The 16,697-nt window shown below is 72.1% G+C and carries 18 protein-coding genes; 6 read left to right on the forward strand and 12 right to left on the reverse strand.

The genetic code is table 11. The features are described 5' to 3' along the window. Positions 1-52: 52 nt before the first annotated feature. From ACIQMX_RS06270 to ACIQMX_RS06305, 8 genes are all read right to left on the reverse strand, one after another. Positions 53-457, reverse strand: coding sequence for a PPOX class F420-dependent oxidoreductase (locus ACIQMX_RS06270; protein WP_328895436.1), 405 nt, complete (start codon positions 455-457; stop codon positions 53-55). After that, positions 454-1,716 carry an MFS transporter gene (locus ACIQMX_RS06275; RefSeq protein WP_402475351.1) on the reverse strand — a complete coding sequence of 421 codons (1,263 nt, stop codon included), beginning with the start codon at positions 1,714-1,716 and terminating at the stop codon, positions 454-456. Before ACIQMX_RS06275 ends, ACIQMX_RS06270 begins: the two co-directional genes overlap by 4 nt. Beyond that, a complete protein-coding gene (locus ACIQMX_RS06280; RefSeq protein WP_402475353.1) occupies positions 1,713-3,437 on the reverse strand; it encodes an ABC transporter permease subunit in 1,725 nt (574 codons plus the stop codon). Before ACIQMX_RS06280 ends, ACIQMX_RS06275 begins: the two co-directional genes overlap by 4 nt. A gap of 4 nt (positions 3,438-3,441) precedes the next feature. After that, positions 3,442-4,968 carry an ABC transporter substrate-binding protein gene (locus ACIQMX_RS06285; RefSeq protein WP_402475355.1) on the reverse strand — a complete coding sequence of 509 codons (1,527 nt, stop codon included), beginning with the start codon at positions 4,966-4,968 and terminating at the stop codon, positions 3,442-3,444. A gap of 27 nt (positions 4,969-4,995) precedes the next feature. Then, complete coding sequence (locus ACIQMX_RS06290) at positions 4,996-5,589, reverse strand: GNAT family N-acetyltransferase (protein ID WP_402475357.1); 594 nt, start codon at positions 5,587-5,589, stop codon at positions 4,996-4,998. Between the two features lie 146 nt (positions 5,590-5,735). After that, entirely contained in the window at positions 5,736-6,242 is a 507-nt protein-coding gene (gene ispF, locus ACIQMX_RS06295; RefSeq protein ID WP_219570661.1) for a 2-C-methyl-D-erythritol 2,4-cyclodiphosphate synthase, read from the reverse strand. Next, positions 6,232-6,978: a 2-C-methyl-D-erythritol 4-phosphate cytidylyltransferase gene (ispD, locus tag ACIQMX_RS06300; protein ID WP_363077085.1), complete on the reverse strand. Its 747-nt coding sequence runs from the start codon at positions 6,976-6,978 to the stop codon at positions 6,232-6,234. Before ispD ends, ispF begins: the two co-directional genes overlap by 11 nt. Positions 6,979-7,411: 433 nt before the next feature. Further along, complete coding sequence (locus tag ACIQMX_RS06305; protein WP_006380568.1) at positions 7,412-7,894, reverse strand: CarD family transcriptional regulator; 483 nt, start codon at positions 7,892-7,894, stop codon at positions 7,412-7,414. Between the two features lie 702 nt (positions 7,895-8,596). Between ACIQMX_RS06305 and ACIQMX_RS06310 the strand changes: the two genes are divergently transcribed. Then, positions 8,597-9,274: a DUF461 domain-containing protein gene (locus ACIQMX_RS06310; RefSeq protein ID WP_363077087.1), complete on the forward strand. Its 678-nt coding sequence runs from the start codon at positions 8,597-8,599 to the stop codon at positions 9,272-9,274. 91 nt (positions 9,275-9,365) lie between these two features. Here the strand turns inward: ACIQMX_RS06310 and ACIQMX_RS06315 are convergent, their stop codons facing one another. After that, the gene (locus ACIQMX_RS06315) at positions 9,366-10,046 is read right to left on the reverse strand and encodes a response regulator transcription factor (protein ID WP_073733027.1); all 681 of its coding nucleotides are present in this window, start codon (positions 10,044-10,046) and stop codon (positions 9,366-9,368) included. Beyond that, positions 10,043-11,317: an ATP-binding protein gene (locus tag ACIQMX_RS06320; RefSeq protein ID WP_363073082.1), complete on the reverse strand. Its 1,275-nt coding sequence runs from the start codon at positions 11,315-11,317 to the stop codon at positions 10,043-10,045. The genes ACIQMX_RS06315 and ACIQMX_RS06320 overlap by 4 nt, the downstream gene beginning before the upstream one ends. Positions 11,318-11,515: 198 nt before the next feature. Here ACIQMX_RS06320 and phoU point away from each other — a divergent pair, with 198 nt between their 5' ends. Together phoU and ACIQMX_RS06330 are read left to right on the forward strand one after the other, a co-directional pair. Next, on the forward strand, positions 11,516-12,193 hold the full coding sequence (gene phoU / locus ACIQMX_RS06325) for a phosphate signaling complex protein PhoU (protein ID WP_148019406.1): 678 nt from the start codon (positions 11,516-11,518) through the stop codon (positions 12,191-12,193). 210 nt (positions 12,194-12,403) lie between these two features. Then, positions 12,404-12,553: a hypothetical protein gene (locus ACIQMX_RS06330; RefSeq protein ID WP_363073084.1), complete on the forward strand. Its 150-nt coding sequence runs from the start codon at positions 12,404-12,406 to the stop codon at positions 12,551-12,553. A 77-nt stretch (positions 12,554-12,630) separates the two neighbouring features. On the opposite strand, the gene ACIQMX_RS06335 is transcribed toward ACIQMX_RS06330, so the two are convergent. After that, a complete protein-coding gene (locus ACIQMX_RS06335) occupies positions 12,631-14,004 on the reverse strand; it encodes an MFS transporter (RefSeq protein WP_363073086.1) in 1,374 nt (457 codons plus the stop codon). Positions 14,005-14,192: 188 nt separating this feature from the next. On the opposite strand from ACIQMX_RS06335, the gene ACIQMX_RS06340 reads away from it, so the two are divergent. The 3 genes from ACIQMX_RS06340 to ACIQMX_RS06350 all read left to right on the forward strand — a co-directional run bounded on the left by ACIQMX_RS06340 (position 14,193) and on the right by ACIQMX_RS06350 (position 15,652). Beyond that, a complete protein-coding gene (locus ACIQMX_RS06340; RefSeq protein ID WP_402475364.1) occupies positions 14,193-14,951 on the forward strand; it encodes a phosphoglyceromutase in 759 nt (252 codons plus the stop codon). Positions 14,952-15,164: 213 nt separating this feature from the next. Then, positions 15,165-15,413 carry a hypothetical protein gene (locus tag ACIQMX_RS06345; RefSeq protein ID WP_148019431.1) on the forward strand — a complete coding sequence of 83 codons (249 nt, stop codon included), beginning with the start codon at positions 15,165-15,167 and terminating at the stop codon, positions 15,411-15,413. Then, the gene (locus ACIQMX_RS06350; RefSeq protein ID WP_363073094.1) at positions 15,410-15,652 is read left to right on the forward strand and encodes a hypothetical protein; all 243 of its coding nucleotides are present in this window, start codon (positions 15,410-15,412) and stop codon (positions 15,650-15,652) included. Before ACIQMX_RS06345 ends, ACIQMX_RS06350 begins: the two co-directional genes overlap by 4 nt. A 52-nt stretch (positions 15,653-15,704) precedes the next feature. On the opposite strand, the gene ACIQMX_RS06355 is transcribed toward ACIQMX_RS06350, so the two are convergent. Further along, positions 15,705-16,484, reverse strand: a complete 780-nt coding sequence (locus ACIQMX_RS06355; RefSeq protein WP_402475368.1) for a hypothetical protein — start codon at positions 16,482-16,484, stop codon at positions 15,705-15,707. Positions 16,485-16,697: the final 213 nt, after the last annotated feature.

The following is a 16,697-nucleotide window of genomic DNA, read 5'->3' on the forward strand; positions in this document are numbered from 1 at the left end:
TGTTACGGCTCCGGGCGGGCCGGAGCCGTGGGGGTTGATCGTCCGGTACGGCTCAGATGCGTCCGACGACCTTCCGGGGGGTGATCCGGACGACGACGCGGGGGTCGTCGTCGCCGGAGGCCGGGTTGAAGTCGGCGTACTTCTTGCCGGTGTACTTCTGCGACAGCTCGTCGATGAGTTCCTGGCCGCCCTCGGTGGTGAGGGTGGCGGTGCCGCGGATCTCGGCGTAGGTGTACGGGGCGTCGAAGGGCTGGACGACGACGGAGACGCGCGGGTCGCGGGCGAGGTTCTGTTCCTTGCGGCGGCCGGTGGTGGTGGAGATGAGGACGTCGTCGCCGTCCCGCTTCACCCAGACCGGGGACACCTGCGGGCTGCCGTCGGGCTGGATGGTGGCGACGGTGACGAAGACGGGGGTGTCGAGCAGCGCCTTGAGGTCTTCGGAGAGTGCGGCGGTCATGGCGTACGTCCTCCTGAGCGGGTCGGTGGTGCCTCTACACCTACCCCGCCTCCGCTTCCTCGTCCCTGTTTCCCGTCCGTGCCCACCGGAAGGGTCAGTGCCAGCGCGGCGCCGGCCAGCGGGACGGCGGCGAGGACGGCCCAGCGGACGGGTGCGGGGGCGTCGAGGAGGGCGCCGGTGGCGGCGCTGCCGCCGAGCACGGCGAGGCCGGACACGGAGGAGAGCGCCCCGGTCGCGAGGCCCAGGTGCCGGTCGTCGACGAGATCGGGTACGAGGCCGCGGGCGGCGGGCACGAGGAGCATCTGACCGAGGGTGAGGAGGACGACGAGGGTGGCCGGGGGCAGCAGTCCGGCGGGACCGGCTGGGGTCAGCGGTACGGCGGCGAATCCGGCGGCGACGGTGACGAGCCCGGCGACGAGGGCGGTGCGCGGGGCGAGCCGGCGGGCGGACCAGCGGGTCAGGGGCAGCTGGGCGAGGACGACGAGGAGGGAGGAGAGGGCGAAGAACCAGCCGAGGGCGGCCTGGGATCCGGTGGTGCGCTGCACCTCGGCGGGCAGCGAGAGGTAGAGCTGGTTGTACGCGACGAGGTAGCTGCTGTACGCGAGGCAGAGCAGCAGGAACGGGCGGCGTGCGAGGACCCGTCGCACCGCACCGCGGTGTGCGCCCGTTCGGGTGACGGGGTCGCGGTGCGGCATGAGCCGGGCATGTCCGGCGAGTACGGCGGCGAAGACGACGACGCCGGCGAGGCAGGCGGCGCGGAAGCCGCCGTCCAGGAGGAGGATCAGCGAGCCGAGGAGGGGGCCGAGGAAGGCTCCGGCCTGTCCGGCGGCGGAGAACCCGGCGAGTACGTGGGCGCGGGGGGTGCCGGTGCGCTGTTCGTGCCGGACGGCTTCGCGGGCGGTCTCGGATTCGACGGCGGGTGAGAAGAGCGCGGCGGCGAATCCGGTGAGCAGGACGGCGCCGATGACCGTGGCGGTGGACGCGGCGAAGGCCAGCCAGCCGAATCCGGCGATGCGCAGGGCGCAGCCGGCGAGGACGACGGGCCGGGGTCCGTAACGGTCGGTGAGGGCTCCGCCGATGACGAAGAGGCCCTGCTGACTGAAGGTGCGCAGTCCGAGGACGAGGCCGATGAGCCAGCCGGTCATGCCGAGGCCGGTGCCGAGATGGGTGGCGAGGTAGGGCAGGACGGCGTAGAAGCCCGTGTTGAAGGCGAACTGGGTGGTGGTGAGGAGGCGGAGGTAGGGCGTGGTGGGGCTCATCCGGGGTGCTTCCGGGTTCCGCGGCCGCGTACCGCTGCCGTGGTGAGCGCGGCGAGGGCGCCGAGGACGGCGAGGGCGGCGGCGGGGGCCAGGACGGACCAGGGGGCGCGTTCGGCGTAGGGGAGGTTCTCGGAGAGCATGCGCCCCCATTCGGGTGAGGGCTGTCCGGTGCCCAGGCCGAGGAAGCCGAGCGAGGCGAGGGCCAGGGCGATGGCGGGAATGCGCAGGGCGGCGTGGCGGGCGACGGGGGGCAGGACGCCGGGCAGCAGGTGGCGGCGCAGCAGGTGGAGTCGTCCGGCGCCGAGTACGCGGGCGGCGGCGAGGTGCGGGGCGGCGCGTTCCTGGGTGTACAGGGCTGCGGTGTGGGCGGCGAGCGGGGCCCAGGCGACAGCGGTGACGGCGGCTGCGGCGCTCCAGGGGCCGGGGCCTGCGATGCCGGCGACGACGAGGCCGGTGAGGATCGCGGGCAGGGCGTTGGCGGTCTCGGTGAGCGCTCCGGCGCCCGCTGCTCCCAGGGCGAGGCCGAGGAGCAGGGTGGCGGCGGAGACGGCGAGGGCGGTCAGGGCGGTGCGGGCGGCTCCGTGGCCGAGGCGGGCGAGGACGTCGCGGCCGAGGGAGTCCGTGCCGAAGGGGTGGGCGGTGGAGGGTCCGGCGAGGCGGGCGGCGGCGTCGATGTGGAGCGGGTCGCGCAGGAGTCCGGCGAGGGTCACGGCGGCGAAGAGCGCGGCGAGGAGAAGTGCGCCGGTGATCAGGGCCCGGTGTGCGCGGGCGGCCGGGGGCACGAGGGCGGGCAGGGCTCCGTCGTCGAGGGCGGGGCCGAGCAGGGCGCGTGCGGTGAGGCGGCCGGCGAGTCCGGCGGCGGTGCCGAGGAGCAGCAGGAGCAGGACGCAGGCCTGGAGGACGGGGAGGTCCTGGGCGAGGGCGGCGGCCAGGGCGGTGGAGCCGAGGCCGGGGATGGCGTAGAGGGTTTCGACGGCGACGGCTCCGCCGGTGAGTCCGACGACGACCAGGCCGAGCTGGGGCAGCAGGCCGGGCAGGGTGCGGCGCAGGGCGTGGCGGGCGGTGCGGTGTCCGGGCAGGCCGGCCGCGGTGGCGGCGCGGGCCCAGGGCTCGGCGAAGGCGGCGGGCAGGGCGTCGTCGAGGAGGCGGCCGAGGAGGGCGCCGGCGGGGATGCCCATGGCGAGGGCGGGCAGCACGGCTTGCTCGGGGGTGCCCCAGCCGAGGGCGGGGAGCCAGTCGAGGCGGACGGCGACGACGGCGGCCAGGACGGCGGCGAGGAGGAATTCGGGGAGGGCGGCGAGGACGGCGGCTCCGGTTCCGGCGCCGGCGGTGACGTTCCGGTCGCGTGCCCCGCGGCGCAGGGTGCGGGCGGCGAGGGCCGCGGCGGTCAGGAGGGCCACGGCGAGCGAGGCGGCCATGAGGGTGAGGGAGACCCCGAGAGCGGGTATCGCGTCGGGGGCGACGGGCTGTCCGGAGACCCAGGAGGTGCCGAGGTCGCCGCGCAGGAGTCCGGCCGACCAGTCGCCGAGGAGGTGGAGGGGGCCGCCGTCCAGGCCGGTCTCGGCGCGGATGGCGTCGAGGGTCTCGGTGGTGGGCGGCCGGTCCGCGTAGCGGGCGTGCAGGATCGTGAGCGCGGGGTCGGTGCGGGTCAGCCGCGGCAGCAGTCCGACGACGGCGACGACCGCGAGGAGTGCGGCGAGCCGGCCGGCCAGGTGTTTCACCGGGTCATCCGAGGTGGGTGTCTGCGGTGATGAGGGTGCGTTCCAGGGGGTCGAGGGAGACGCCCTGGACGCGGCTGTCGTCGTAGCCCTGGACGAAGCGTTCGTGGAGCAGCGGTACGAGTGCGTCGGTGCCGAGGACGTCGGCCTCGGCACGCGCGGCGGCGGCGTGGCGGGCGTCGGCCGTGGTGGCGCCCGCGGCCCTGTCCACGTCGGCGTCGACGCGCCGGTCGCAGAGCTGGGAGATGTTGAAGCTGCCGTCGCAGGTGAAGTCGGAGGCGAGGTAGGAGACCGGGTCGGCGGTGTCCAGGAGGGTGTTGCGGGCCTGGATGAAGGCGTCGTACTTGCCCGCGAGTGCGTCGGCCTCCAGCTGGGCGTAGTCGCGGACGACCTGCTTGACGGTGAAGCCGCGCTTGCTGAGCTGCTGCTGGACGACAGTGGCGACCTCGGGGAGTTCGGGCCGGTTGGTGTAGGTGGCGAGGACGATCTCCTTCGTCTGCGCGACCTGGGCCCGGTCGGCGGCCTTCGTCCGGCCGACGGGGGCGGTGCGGGCGTCGGCGGCCCAGGGGACGCCGGGGCCGAGGAGGCCCTGCGCGGCGTCGGCGCGGCCTTCGTAGACGGCCTTGACGAGGGCCTTGGAGTCGATGGCCTCACGGGCCGCGGCGCGCATCGCGGGATCGGCGAAGACGCCGCGTTCGGTGTTGAGGGAGAGGCCGTTGGTGCGGGCGGAGGGGAACTCGTGGACGAGCCCGTCGCCGAGGAGGGAGGCCTGGGAGATCGGTACGTACTCGGCGACGTCGACGGCTTCGGTGCGCAGGGCGTTGGCGCGGGCGGTGCCGTCGGCGACGAAGGTGACGTCTACGCCGGGGGCCTTGGCCTTGGCGCCCCAGTAGGTGTCGTTGCGTTCCAGGGTGGCGCTGACGGCGCCCTTGACGGTGGTGAGGGCGAAGGGGCCGGTGGCGTGTCCCGCCGGGTCGGCCCTGCCGCCGGTGTAGGCGGCGGCGGACAGGATCGTGAGGGAGGGGTTGGCGAGGCGCTGGGGCAGCAGCGGGTCGGCCTCGTCGGTGACGATCCGTACGGTGTCGGCGCCCCGGGCCGTGGCGGTGAGGCCGGTGTCGGACAGGACGCGGGGCCTGGGCGATGCCTTCTGGGCCGCGGTCAGTGAGCGGACCACGGCGGCCGGGTCGACCTTCGTGCCGTCGTGGAAGGTGGCGCTGCGCAGGGTGAAGGTCCATTCCTTCGCGCTGTCGCGTTTCCAGGAGGCGGCGAGCGCGGGGGTCGCCGTGCCGTCGGGGCCGAGGCTGGTGAGGCCCTCGACGACCGCGAGGCGGCTGAGGGTGACGGCGTCGTCGCCGTAGGGAGACATGGCCTGGGCGGGCGGGAAGGCCATGACGACCCGGAGGCGTTGCCCGCCGTCCGCCGCACCCTTGGCGTCGGACGCGCCGCCGGAGCAGGCGGTGGCGAGCGGGACGAGGAGGGCGGTCGCGGACAGGGTCAGCGGCAGCGCGGAGCGACGGCGTCGGGGCGTGGGCATGGCAACGACCTTATATGAAAATGATTGTCATTTGATACGGAGGGGCTGCTGCGCCTCCGGAAGGAGCGGCAGTTCGAAGTGCACGATGCCCTGGCCACCGCCCGGCAGCGTGCGCTCGTCACACACCTCCCGCGCCAGCGAACGCCAGAACGGCTCGGCGCCCGGCACGGCGGGGTCGGTGTGCAGGTAGACCGCCTCGTATCCGCCGGTCGCCGCCACGAAGCCGCGGAGCTCGCGCACCATCCGGCGCGCGAGGCCGCGCCTGCGGTGTTCCGGCGCGATGTAGATGCGGCAGAGCTGCGCGGTGGAGCCGGACGGGAAGCGGTCGGCGACCCACTGCGGATTGGGCGGCGCCTGCGGGCCCCGGTCCCGCACGGCGCCCGTCGCGACGATCTCGCCGTCGCGCTCGGCCACCAGCAGGGTGCAGCGCGAGGGACGCAGATAGGCGGCCTCGGGGTCGATGATGTCGGCGTGCCAGCGCGGTACGTAACCGGAGCGCAGGTCGCGGTAGACGGTGTCGAGCATGACGGCGCGCGCCCCGCCGATGTCCGCAGGCCCGGCGGTACGCACGACGTAGCCGTCGGCCTCGGTCCGTACCGGAGCGATCGTCGCCGTGCTCATCCCGGAGCTTCCCCGTCCCTTGCGCGCCACGTCATTGCCGTATCAGCGTACGTGCAAGTGATGTGCAACAAGACTCCGGGGACCGGGGCCGCCCGGCCGGCCCCCGGAGCGGCGCCGGGCGGGACCCCGGAGCGGCGTCGGGCGGCTCAGCCGGTGCGGTAGACCAGGGCCGTCGCGATGCCCGCGATGCCCTCGCCCCGGCCGGTGAAGCCGAGCCCGTCGGAGGTGGCGGCGGAGAGGGATACCGGCGCGCCCACGGCGGCGGACAGGACCTTCTGCGCCTCGTCGCGCCGCTTGCCGATCTTCGGGCGTACGCCGACGACCTGGACGGCCACGTTGCCGATCTCGAAGCCCTCGGACCGGACGATCCTGGCCGCCTCGGTCAGCAGCGTGACGCCCGCGGCGCCGGACCACTCGGGGCGCCCGGTGCCGAAGTGCTGCCCGAGGTCGCCGAGACCGGCGGCCGAGAAGAGCGCGTTGCAGGCGGCGTGCGCGACGACGTCGGCGTCGGAGTGGCCGGCCAGACCCGGACCCTCGCCCTCCCACAACAGGCCCGCGCACCAGAGTTCGCGGCCTTCCTCGAAGGCGTGGATGTCGGTGCCGATTCCGACGAGCGGGATCACGGGTGCGGTACCGGAAACCTCAGAAGCCATCGTTCGCCCTCCTGCGCGCGAGAACCGCCTCGGCCAGGACCAGATCCAGCGGCCGGGTCACCTTGAACGCCTCCTCGTGGCCGGGAACGACCACGACGGGCGCCCCGAGCCGCTCGACCATGCCCGCGTCGTCGGTCGCGCCCTCGCCGCTGAGAGCGACCTCCTCGTGGGCCCGCAGCAGCGTGTCGCGGTCGAAGCCCTGCGGGGTCTGCACCGCGCGGAGCCGGGCCCGCACCGGCGTGGAGAGCACCGGCTCGGGCTCCCCCGGCGCGCCGGGCTCGACCTCCTTGACGGTGTCGGCGAGCGGCAGCGCGGGAACGACGGCGGGCGCGCCGTCCCGTACCGCCTCGATCACCGCGTCGACCGTGTCGACGGGCACGAGCGGGCGGGCCGCGTCGTGGACGAGGACGACGCCCACGTCCCCGGGCAGCGCGTCGAGCCCCAACTTCACGGACTCCTGCCGGGTCCCGCCGCCGGGCACCACCAGGAAGTCGGTGCGTTCGGGCAGGGCGTGCTCGTCGAGCAGGTACCTCACCTCGGACGCACCCTCCGGCGGCGCGACGACCACGACCAGGGACACATGACGGGAGGCCGCCATGGCCCGTACCGCGTGGATGAGCATGGGCGTCCCGCCCAGCGCGCGGAGCGCCTTGGGGGCGCCCGGGCCGAGCCGTACGCCGCGGCCGGCCGCGGGAATCACGGCGGCGGTGCGGTAAGGACGCGATTGATCAGACATCGGTTGCACTCCGAAGCATCGGCATGTTTGTCTCCACGGCCGACGTGGGTATGGCCACAAGCGAGCCGGGCGCTACGCCATGACTCGACCGGGACCCTTTCCGTGACCCCGGGCGAGACGGGTACCGCCCCGGCCGCTCGGGATCGGCCTACACGTCGACTTCACAAGATCGCGAGCAAGGTACCGGGGGATCGTCGATGAGGCCAACGCATCGGCGCATCGGGGAGAACATCCGGTTTCATCCGGCCACGGCCACGCCATCCGCAGGCGTCCGCCGGACCGGGTGCGCCGACCGGGCGACACCCGACCCCCCGGATGACAACCGAAGAGCAGCCTGACGGCGCCGGACATGCCGCAGCGCCCGACGACACACCGTGAAAACGGCTGGTCAGCGGGCACCGCGGCACATTATTTACGACCGGTGCGATCCGGTTCAGGACGCGAGGACCTCGTCAAGAAGAGCCTCGGCCTTGTCCTCGTTCGTGTTCTCCGCGAGAGCGAGCTCACTCACCAGGATCTGGCGAGCCTTGGCGAGCATGCGCTTCTCACCTGCGGAGAGTCCGCGCTCGCGCTCACGACGCCACAGGTCACGAACCACTTCCGCGACCTTGATGACATCGCCGGATGCGAGCTTCTCGAGATTTGCCTTGTAGCGTCGGGACCAGTTCGTCGGCTCCTCGGCATACGGTGCGCGCAGCACCTCGAAGACCCGGTCCAGCCCTTCCTGCCCGACCACGTCGCGCACGCCTACGAACTCCGCATTGTCCGCCGGCACACGCACCGTCAAGTCGCCCTGAGCGACCTTGAGCACCAAGTAGGTCTTGTCCACGCCTTTGATCTGGCGAGTTTCGATAGCCTCGATCAGCGCGGCCCCGTGATGGGGATAGACCACGGTGTCGCCAACCTTGAACGTCATGTGACAGGTACCCCTTCCGTGGCTATCAAGAGTAACACGAGAACTGCTTCTCCTGAATGGCGTTTTCGCAGGTCAGGGCATATCTCGGGGCTTGACAACTGCAACACGGACGTGCTGCGGAAGGCTCCTGGAGGACGGTATTCGCAGGTCGGAGCCGCTGTACGGGCGAGGAGAAACGCGGACGTTACACCGACCGGAACCCGCTCGGAAGTGACGAGACGTCCCGTTTTGCCGGGTTCCGGATGATGAACAATCCGTACTCCGTTCGGAGATCGATCACCTGTACGGCCGTTAGTGGCGACGGCGGTACGCATGGTCATTGAAATTGATCAACGCCGGATCGCGTGCGGATTATGCGCAATGAATGCGCCACACCTCCTTGAACAGCGGCTGAACAGGAGCGCGAGGCGCAGCGGGAACATCCGGCGGAACGCGCGCCGGAACATCCGCGGAACGCACGGCGGAACATCCCGCGGAATTGATCAAGCGCGTTATGTGAACGGCGTGCGAATGATCTCGCGCACGCCGGCCCGCGACGCCCGGAGCGGTCGGGTCAGGATCCCCCGGGCCGTCAGGGGCGGGTCGGGTGCGGGGCGGGGACAGGGGCTCGGTAACCTGGCCGCTGACACACCCTTAGGGCGGCTTTACACCGCTCGCCCGACCCCGTCCGTAAGTCCGCTCGTTCAAGGAGTTGCCGCCGCCGTGAGCCGCAGCCTTCGACACGGCGCTCTCGCCGCCACTGCCATCGCGTTCTCGATCGCCGCGCTCTCCGCATGCGGAGCAGGCAAGAACGCGCAGACGCTCGAAGTCAGGCCTGACAACGCCGCCACGTCGGCCGGCGACATCAAGATCCAGAACGTCAACGTGATCACCCAGCCGGAACACGGCGCCGAGGGCCCGGCCGCGGTCACCGCCACGCTGTTCAACAACGGCACCCAGGCGGAGACGCTCGATGCCATCACCCTGACGGGCGGCAGCGGCTCCGTGGAGCTGCACGCCGCCGGCGGTTCGGGCCCGGTCGTCGTACCGGCCGGCGGCCGGGTGATCCTCGGCGGCGAGGGCAATGCCTCCGCCGTGATCGAGAACGGCCACGAGGCCACGCAGAACGGCAACGTGCAGCCGCTGGTCTTCAAGTTCAGCCGGACCGGCGACGTCCCGCTCGGCGCCTCCGTCGTGCCCGCAACCGGCTACTTCGCGGACTTCGGTCCCAGCGCACTGCCGGAGACCCCGAAGAAGCCCGGGCAGTCGCCCGAGGCGTCGGCGACCGCCTCCGCGTCGGAGACCCCGGGCGCCTCGACCGGCGAGGCCTCCGCCCCGGCCTCCGAGGGCGACACGACCACGCCGAGCGACGCGGCGTCGGACTCGCAGCAGCCGGGCTGACCCCGGCACGAACGGCAGCAGGTGCGGCGAAGGCCGCCTCCCGGTCCTGGGAGGCGGCCTCCGCCACACCTGCTGCCGTGTCCGGGCCGGTCTACGGCTCGAACTTGTACCCGAGCCCCCGCACCGTGACGAGGAACCTCGGGGCGCCCGGGTCCGGCTCGATCTTGGCGCGCAGCCGCTTCACGTGGACGTCGAGCGTCTTGGTGTCGCCCACGTAGTCGGCGCCCCAGACCCGGTCGATCAGCTGCATCCGGGTCAGCACCCGCCCGGCGTTGCGCAGCAGCATCTCCAGCAGGTCGAACTCCTTCAGCGGCAGATCGACCTTGCCACCGGACACCGTGACGACGTGCCGGTCCACGTCCATCCGCACGGGGCCGGCCTCCAGCGCGGCCGGAGTGACCTCCTCCGGCTCCCCGCGGCGGCGCAGCACCGCGCGGATGCGGGCGACGAGCTCGCGCGAGGAGAAGGGCTTGGTCACGTAGTCGTCGGCCCCTATCTCCAGGCCGACGACCTTGTCGATCTCGCTGTCCTTGGCGGTGACCATGATCACGGGGACGTTGGACTTGCTGCGCAGCTGCCGGCAGACCTCCGTGCCGGGCAGACCGGGCAGCATCAGGTCGAGGAGCACGAGGTCGGCACCGTTGCGCTCGAACTCGTCGAGGCCGTCGGGGCCGGTGGCCGCGATGGCGACCTCGAAGCCTTCCTTGCGGAGCATGTAGGACAGGACGTCGCTGAAGGATTCCTCATCCTCGACGACAAGCACTCGGGTCACGGAAGAGCCTCCGGGGCAGGGAACGAATCAAAAGTGTCGGGTGCGGCGCCCGGGTGGGACGCCTCGTCGCCGTTGACGATGAGGGGACCGCCCGATGTGCGGTCCCGGGCCCGTACGGAGCCCGCTTCGGGCAGCCGCAGGGTGAAGGTGGAGCCCTGACCCTCCGAGCTCCACACGGTGACCTCCCCGCCGTGCGAGGCGGCCACGTGCTTGACGATGGCGAGGCCGAGGCCGGTGCCACCGGTGGCGCGCGAGCGGGCCGGGTCGACGCGGTAGAAGCGTTCGAAGACCCGTTCCCGGTCCTTCTCCGAGATGCCGAGGCCCTGGTCGGTCACGGCGATCTCGATCTCGTCCCCGCCGGGTACGACCACCCGGCGGACGGCGATGCCGACGCGGGTGCGGGCGGGGCTGTAGTTGACGGCGTTCTCGACGAGGTTGCCGAGCGCGGCGGCGAGCTGGCCGCGGTTGCCCCATATGCGGAGCTCGGCGGTGCCGCCCGCGGCCATGGTGATCTGCTTGGAGCCTGCCTGCTGGCGGCAGCGGTCGATGGCCTCGGCGACCAGCTCGTCGACCCGGACCGGCTCGGCGTCCTCCAGCGGGTCGTCGTTCTGCACCCGGGAGAGGTCGATGAGCTCCTGTACGAGGTTGGTGAGCCGGGTCGCCTCTATCTGCATCCGGCCGGCGAACCGCTCCACCGCCTCCGGATCGTCGGAGGCGTCCATGACGGCCTCGGAGAGCAGGGACAGCGCGCCGGTCGGTGTCTTGAGCTCATGGCTGACGTTGGCGACGAAGTCGCGCCGGACCGCTTCGATGCGGCGGGCCTCGGTGAGGTCCTCGACCAGCAGCAGCACCAGCCGGGAGCCCAGCGGTGCGACCCGGGCGGAGACCGCGAGGGCCTCGCCCCGGCCCGTACCGCGCCGGGGAAGGTCCAGCTCGACCTGTCGTATCTCCCCGTCGCGACGGGTGTCCCTGGCCATGTTCAGCATCGGCTCGACGGCCAGACGCCCTCCCCTGACCAGTCCCAGCGCATACGCGGCGGAGCTGGCCTTGACGACGCTGTCGCTCTCGTCGAGCACGACCGCGGAGGAGCTGAGCACGGACAGGACCGTGTCGACGCCCGGGGGCAGGGGGGCACCGCTGTCGGGCCGCAGGGACGTACGCGTGGGTTTCTTCTGGTCGCGCTCGCTCCAGCGGAACGCCAGCATCGCGATCACGCCGGTACACACACCGGCGATCGCTGCAGCTGCGGCGACCGCCGCGTTCACGTCCATGGCTCCAGGTTATGCGGCTCCGCCGACACTCTCCCAGCCGTCCGAGTGCGTATCCGAACACTCGTCGCCCAGAGTTCACCGAGGGGCAAGCGCCGGTTCACTTGGCCGGTCGGAACCCGACGCGTACGGCCGTCACGGTGGCACCGTGGGGTTCAGAGCTGGCCCCGGCCTCGGTTCAGAACTGGAGAGGGACTTCCCATGCGTGACGCGTACCACGAGGAACTCGACTCGATCGGCGAAGGGCTGGTCGAGATGGCCCGGCTCGTCGGATCGGCGATCGGCCGGGCGACGACGTCCATGCTCGACGCCGACCTCAAGCTCGCGGAGACCGTGATCGCCGCGGACCAGAAGGTCGACGACCTCCAGCACGACCTGGAGGCCCGGGCCATCGCGCTGCTGGCCCGCCAGCAGCCGGTGGCGACCGATCTGCGGATCGTGGTCACCTCGCTGCGGATGAGCGCCGACCTGGAGCGCTCGGGCGACCTCGCCCAGCACGTCGCCAAGCTGGCCCGGCTGCGCTTCCCGCAGAAGGCGGTCCCGGACGACCTGCACGCCACCATCCTGGAGATGGGCCAGCTCGCGCAGCGCCTGATGGCCAAGGCCGCCGAGGTGATCATCACGAAGGACGTCGACCTGGCGCTCCAGCTGGAGCAGGACGACGACGAGATGGACCTGCTGCACCGCACGCTGTTCCAGCACCTGATGGACGACCGCTGGAAGCACGGCATCGAGACGGCTGTCGACGTCACGCTGCTCGGCCGCTACTACGAGCGGTTCGCCGACCACGCCGTGTCGGTGGCCAAGCGCGTCGTCTACCTGGTGACGGGCGAGCACGCGGACGAGATCCAGCAGCCGACGCCGGTCGAGGGGGCGTAGCCGGCCGAGGCCGCCCGGGCCATGGCGCGGCCTCGGCCCGGGGCCGCACGCAGCGCCAGGGACTCGCACATGTGTTCCTGCGCGTGTGCGCCGTTGATGCGCCCGCCCGGCTGGGCATGCAATGGGGTGGGGCGGCACGACCTTTCCGTACGCCCCGGTCGTGGGCCCCGGGCGGGCGTACGGCCCTGTCGTACACCTTGAGGAGGAACCATGGCCGATTCCCCCACGACCGAACCCCAGCAGGGAACACCCGCCGATGTGGCGCACCGGGGCGTCGTCGGCGCCTGCGGCTGCGGATCGGGCTGCGGGTGCGGCTGCCAGTCCGGCGCGCCGTGCCAGTGCGGCGGCTGCTCCGGCTGACGGGCGGGCTCAGCGCGCCGGAGGGCGCTCCGCGCGGACCTGCACCGTCCGCGCGGAGCGCCCTCCGCGGCCCTTGCTCAGGCTGTCCGTTCCACGACGGGTTCGGCACCGGCGCCCCGGACCGCGACCGCTCCGACCGCTCCGTCGGCATCGACGGCGGCTACGGCCACGGCGGCTCCGGCCCCGCCCGCTCCGCTCACGACCGCCGGGGCCGGCGCCGAAGGCGCGCCGTCCCGCGGCAGGTTCCGCATCAGCAGCCAGTAGCCGAACGCCGCGCCCGTACCCAGGACCGCGCATGTCCCCCACAGCCACCCGGCCCCGAAGTGGTCGATCACCACGCCGGACATCAGCGGGGCCACGAGCGCCGCGGCCGACCAGGACAGGGCGTACATGCCCTGGTAGCGGCCCCGGCCGTGAGCCGGGGAGAGCTGGACGACCAGACCGTTCTGCACGGGCGCGTTGACGATCTCGGCGACCGTCCAGACGCAGATGGTCAGCGCGTAGACCGCCACCGAACCGGCGAAGGCCGTCAGCCCGAACCCGTACCCGGCCAGCAGCGACGACACGATGAGCAGCCGGCGCGGGTCGCGGCTCTGGATGAACCGGGTGACCGGGATCTGGAGCACCACGATGAGCACGCCGTTGACGGCGACCGCCGCGCCGAAGTCGGAGCTGCTGAACCCGTCGGCCCCCATGGCCACCGGCAGACCGACGTACCCCTGCTGGAAGATCAGGGCGATCACGAACGACAGTCCGACGACGCCCATGAACCGTCCGTCGCGCAGCACCGTGCCGAGCCTGATGCCGTCGGCACCACCGGCGGTGTCCACGTCCGTGGCCGTGACCGTGGCCTTCTGCGGCCGGGACTCCGGGACCTTCATGAAGACGACGACCGCACAGCACAGCGTCATCACGGCCTCGCCGACGAAACCCGCGAGGTAGCTGTACTCGGCGACGAACCCGGCCCCGGCGGACGAGACCGCGAACCCCAGGTTGATCGCCCAGTAGTTGAGCGAGAAGGCCCGCACCCGGTCCTTCGCCGGGACGATGTCGGCGATCATCGCCTGGACAGCGGGGCGCGAGGCGCTGCTGGCCATGCCGACGAAGAAGGCGACGGCGGCGATCGCCACCGGATGGACCATGAAGCCGAGCACGGCCACCGAGACGGCGGTGGACAGCTGCGCCACGAGCATCGTGGGCCGCCGCCCGAAACGGTCCGTCATCACACCCGCCACCAGCGAGGAGACGACCCCGCCGAGCCCGTGCAGGGCCGCGACCAGTCCGGCGTACGAGGCGGAGTAGCCCCGGTCCAGGGTCAGGTACAGCGCCATGAAGGTGGCCACGAACGCCCCGAGGCGGTTGACCAGGGTGCTGGTCCACAGCCACCAGAACTCCCTGGGAAGACCGGAGACGGATTCACGGGTGGCCCGTCTGAGACCGGCGGCAGGCATACGGGTACTCCCGGGACGTACGGATGCGGATGCGGAGCAGGCGGTAAGCGGTCCGCCGACGGTCCGAACATTACAAATCCCGGCTTCGCCGCTGCCACCCAATTGACGCCCGGCGTCAATCGGCGCCGCCCTGTCCGCCCTGTGGCCGGGCGCGCGCGGCCCGTACGGGTTCGATTACGCTCGGACCCATGGCCGACGCACCGTACAAGCTGATCCTCCTCCGCCACGGCGAGAGCGAATGGAACGCGAAGAACCTGTTCACCGGATGGGTGGACGTCAACCTCACCGAGAAGGGCGAGAAGGAGGCGGTCCGCGGCGGTGAGCTGCTCAAGGACGCCGGCCTGCTCCCCGATGTACTGCACACCTCGCTCCAGAAGCGCGCCATCCGCACCGCCCAGCTCGCGCTGGAGTCCGCGGACCGCCACTGGATCCCCGTCCACCGCTCCTGGCGCCTGAACGAGCGCCACTACGGCGCCCTCCAGGGCAAGGACAAGGCGCAGACCCTGGCCGAGTTCGGCGAGGAGCAGTTCATGCTCTGGCGCCGCTCGTACGACACCCCGCCGCCCGCCCTCGAGGACGGCACCGAGTTCTCCCAGAGCGACGACGCACGCTACGCGTCGATCCCGCCGGAGCTGCGCCCGCGCACGGAGTGCCTCAAGGACGTCGTCGACCGGATGCTGCCGTACTGGTACGACGGCATCGTCCCGGACCTCCTCGCCGGCAAGACCGTCCTGATCGCCGCGCACGGCAACAGCCTCCGGGCCCTGGTCAAGCACCTCGACGGCGTCTCGGACGCGGACATCGCGGGCCTGAACATCCCGACGGGCATCCCGCTCGCGTACGAACTGGACGAGAACTTCCGCCCGCTGAAGCCGGGCGGGACGTACCTGGACCCGGACGCGGCGAAGGCCGCCATCGAGGCCGTGAAGAACCAGGGCAAGAAGTAGGCGCAAGAAACACCTGCCGCCCACGCGCCGAGCCCCCTGCATGCGGATCATCCGCCGGCAGGGGGCTCTTCGCTGCCGCGCCGCCTGCGTCACCGCCGCGATCCGGAGGTGCAATGAGGGAGCGCCACGACGCCCCTGCGGCGCTCCCCCTGTGACGGCGCTCACCCGGCGTCGTACCCTGTGGCGCATGCGGGGAGAGCGGGGAGAGCAGCGATGAGTGAACCCCTGAAGACCTTTGTCGGCGGCGCCGAGGTCGAGGTGCCGAACAGCATCCCGGCCATCCGCGACGCCCTGCCCGAGGCGAGACGCGAGGAGTTCGACCGCGCCATCAACGAGGCCGGGGTGCACGAGATCCAGGCCGTGATGCGGCACTGGATGCTGGAAGCCGTGCCCGATCCGGAGGCCGAGCGGATCCTGGACCGGCTGGCGCGGGACGAGGCGGAGAGGCGGAGCGTCGCTTGAGCCTCCGGATCTCCTACGCGCCGCCCGCCGACGACACCCTGGCCAAGATGCGGGACGGCGACACCTTCCGGGACGAGATGGCGCGCACGCTGGGGCGTGACCCGTACGGGCACGGCTCGTCCGCCGTCAAGGGTGAGCACGATCGCCGCGAGGCGACGGTCGCCGGGGCGATCGTGCTCTACTACGTCTCCGGCTCGGTCCTGACCGTCACCGTGGTGCGGCTCGTCCCGCTGCCGTAGGACATCGCACCCGCGCGGGGTACGGGTCGTCGGGCGCTTCCCTGACCCCGGCTCAGGCGAGCTTGGCGGCCTGGGCGTCGATGACCGCGGTCGGCAGCTCGAAGTCGCCGCCCTGACCGGACACCCGCAGGTTGAGCGCGGTCATCGAGGCGAGCGTGGTGCCCTGGCGGAGCTGGATGAGCTTCATCGCGCTCTTGACACCCTCGGCCTCGATCGACACCGTCCAGGCGACGGCCTCCTCGCCGCCCTTGACCGGCACCTCCGCGATCTTGGTGACCTTCTGCTTCGATCCCGCGGCGGTGAGGGTGAAACCGGAGGCGCACTCGGTCGCCGCGGTGCGCAGACCTGCCAGCGCCTCGTCGGCGCCCTTGCCGTCGTACGCGGAGAGCGTGGTGAGCGTCGTCGTGACGTCCATCACCGACTCCAGCATCTTCGCCGGGTCGTCGCTCTTCTTCGGCAGGCCGGCCACCTTCCGCTGCGTGGACGCGGCGGGCTTTCCTGCCTTGGCGCCCATCAGGGCGTCGGCGAACGGGTCGCAGGCGGCCTTGTCGACCGTGACGGCGTCGCCTTCGATGGCGTCGGCGGCAGTGGCCTTGGCGACCTTGTGGTCCTTGACGTCGCCGTCGGCCAGCGAGACCTTCTCCAGCTCGGCGGCGGTCAGCGCCTTGGCGTCGGAGTCCGCGCCCTTGTCCGCCGGAGCCGCGGAGGCGGAGCCGGCCGCCTTGCCGCCGTCCTTGCCCGCGTCCCCGTCCGAACCGCAGGCCGCGGTGAGCAGGGCCAGGGACATCACGGTGGCGGCAACGGCGGTACGGCGTATGGCAGTGGGTCGCATGGCCCGTCCTTCTGTCTCAAGGTGATTCGCCCGCACGAGAGCGGCCGTCGCCGGGTTCGGCACGGCGGTGAGGAATCGTGGGGGTTTGCCAACTCTATGAGCAGGCTGTGGTTTGGCAATCCGTCAAAGCGGGCATCGCCCGTGATCGTGACGACGTCGTGATCACCTCATGAAGGCCGTGGACTGCGCATATGGCGCAGATGGCAGCATCAC

This window comes from Streptomyces sp. NPDC091416, from assembly GCF_044756845.1.
GTDB lineage: Bacteria > Actinomycetota > Actinomycetes > Streptomycetales > Streptomycetaceae > Streptomyces.

Coding starts and splice junctions, on each gene's coding strand:
- ACIQMX_RS06340 (WP_402475364.1), top strand. CDS start 14,193: ATGGCCGACGCACCGTACAAGCTGATCCTCCTCCGCCACGGCGAGAGC.
- ACIQMX_RS06345 (WP_148019431.1), top strand. CDS start 15,165: ATGAGTGAACCCCTGAAGACCTTTGTCGGCGGCGCCGAGGTCGAGGTG.
- ispF (WP_219570661.1), bottom strand. CDS start 6,242: ATGGCTTCTGAGGTTTCCGGTACCGCACCCGTGATCCCGCTCGTCGGA.
- ACIQMX_RS06290 (WP_402475357.1), bottom strand. CDS start 5,589: ATGAGCACGGCGACGATCGCTCCGGTACGGACCGAGGCCGACGGCTAC.
- phoU (WP_148019406.1), top strand. CDS start 11,516: ATGCGTGACGCGTACCACGAGGAACTCGACTCGATCGGCGAAGGGCTG.
- ACIQMX_RS06270 (WP_328895436.1), bottom strand. CDS start 457: ATGACCGCCGCACTCTCCGAAGACCTCAAGGCGCTGCTCGACACCCCC.
- ACIQMX_RS06330 (WP_363073084.1), top strand. CDS start 12,404: ATGGCCGATTCCCCCACGACCGAACCCCAGCAGGGAACACCCGCCGAT.
- ACIQMX_RS06320 (WP_363073082.1), bottom strand. CDS start 11,317: ATGGACGTGAACGCGGCGGTCGCCGCAGCTGCAGCGATCGCCGGTGTG.
- ACIQMX_RS06305 (WP_006380568.1), bottom strand. CDS start 7,894: ATGACGTTCAAGGTTGGCGACACCGTGGTCTATCCCCATCACGGGGCC.
- ACIQMX_RS06335 (WP_363073086.1), bottom strand. CDS start 14,004: ATGCCTGCCGCCGGTCTCAGACGGGCCACCCGTGAATCCGTCTCCGGT.
- ACIQMX_RS06275 (WP_402475351.1), bottom strand. CDS start 1,716: ATGAGCCCCACCACGCCCTACCTCCGCCTCCTCACCACCACCCAGTTC.
- ACIQMX_RS06285 (WP_402475355.1), bottom strand. CDS start 4,968: ATGCCCACGCCCCGACGCCGTCGCTCCGCGCTGCCGCTGACCCTGTCC.
- ispD (WP_363077085.1), bottom strand. CDS start 6,978: ATGTCTGATCAATCGCGTCCTTACCGCACCGCCGCCGTGATTCCCGCG.
- ACIQMX_RS06355 (WP_402475368.1), bottom strand. CDS start 16,484: ATGCGACCCACTGCCATACGCCGTACCGCCGTTGCCGCCACCGTGATG.